The 1,691-nt window shown below is 52.5% G+C and carries 1 rRNA gene; it reads left to right on the top strand.

The features are described from left to right. Window positions 1-109: 109 nt before the first annotated feature. A 23S ribosomal RNA gene (locus IC612_RS09950) occupies window positions 110-1,691 on the top strand; the annotation flags it as partial.

The following is a 1,691-nucleotide window of genomic DNA, read 5'->3' as shown; positions in this document are numbered from 1 at the left end:
GGTGTGTTGTGTGAGAACTGTATAGTGGACGCGAGCATCTTTATTTTTTTGTTTTTTGTTGTGTGATACCGAACGCGCCCGCACTTTGTGTGTGGGTTATAGTATTTTGTTTGTTGTTTTGTAGGGCACACGGTGGATGCCTTGGCATATCAAGCCGATGAAGGACGTGAGAGGCTGCGTTATGCCTCGGGGAGTTGCCAACTAAGCGTTGATCCGAGGATGTCCGAATGGGGAAACCCAGCCGCAGTGATGTGTGGTTACCTGCCAGTGAATGTATAGCTGGTGTGGAGGTTTACACGGGGAAGTGAAACATCTCAGTACCCGTAGGAGAAGAAAACAATTGTGATTCCGTTAGTAGTGGCGAGCGAACGTGGATGATGGCTAAAACTTATGTGTGTGATACCCGGCAGGGGTTGCATGTAGGTGGTTGTGGGGCAATGACGTTCATATTCTGCCGGATGTGGGCATGTGCTGCGTGGTTAGTGGAAGTGGTGTGGAAACACCTGCCGTAGAAGGTGAGAGTCCTGTACACGAAGATCATGGTGGTGTGTGTGGTTGTTGATACCCCGAGTAGCAGCGGGCTCGTGGAATCTGCTGTGAATTAGCCGGGACCACCCGGTAAGCCTGAATACTTGATATGACCGATAGCGGATTAGTACCGTGAGGGAATGGTGAAAAGTACCCCGGGAGGGGAGTGAAATAGTACCTGAAACCGTGTGCTGTCAATCCGTCAGAGCATCCTTTGTGGTGTGATGGCGTGCCTTTTGAAGAATGAGCCTGCGAGTCAGCGGCATGTCGCGAGGTTAACCCGTGTGGGGTAGCCGTAGGGAAACCGAATCCTAACGAGGGTGATTTTAGTGGCATGTCTTGGACCCGAAGCGGAGTGATCTACCCATGGCCAGTGCGAACCCACTTAGGTTGAAAACTGAGGGGATGAGTTGTGGGTAGGGGTGAAAGGCCAATCAAACTCCGTGATAGCTGGTTCTCCCCGAAATGCATTTAGGTGCAGCGTCGTGTGTTTCTTGCCGGAGGTAGAGCTACTGGATGGTTTAGCGGGACCAACATCTTAGCGACATCAGCCAAACTCCGAATGCCGGTAAGTTAGAGCACGGCAGTGAGACTGCGGGGGATAAGCTTCGTAGTCGAGAGGGAAACAGCCCAGATCGCCGGCTAAGGCCCCTAAGGGTGTGCTAAGTGGAAAAGGAGGTGGGGTCGCGAAGACAGCCAGGAGGTTGGCTTAGAAGCAGCCATCCTTGAAAGAGTGCGTAATAGCTCACTGGTCGAGTGATTCCGCGCCGACAATGTAGTGGGGCTTAAGTACACCGCCGAAGCCGCGGCAATGATCTTTATAGGATTGTTGGGTAGGGGAGCGTCGTGCATGCGTTGAAGCTTTGGGGTGACCTTGGGTGGAGTGTGTGCGAGTGAGAATGCAGGCATGAGTAACGAATGATGCGTGAGAAACGTATCCGCCGGATGACTAAGGGTTCCTGGGTCAAGTTAATCTTCCCAGGGTGAGTCGGGGCCTAAGGCGAGGCCGACAGGCGTAGTCGATGGATAACGGGTTGATATTCCCGTACCCGAGTATGAGCGACCATGGTGAATCAGTGATACTAACCACCCATAAGCACCCGCGAAAAGGCTTTGCTTTTTTGTGGTGTGTGGTTGCGTGGGACCTGATCTGGTAGTAGCTA

This window comes from Planobacterium oryzisoli (genome assembly GCF_015354315.1).
Classification (GTDB): domain Bacteria; phylum Bacteroidota; class Bacteroidia; order Flavobacteriales; family Weeksellaceae; genus Planobacterium_A; species Planobacterium_A oryzisoli.
This window is presented reverse-complemented; position numbering and strand designations above follow the sequence as displayed.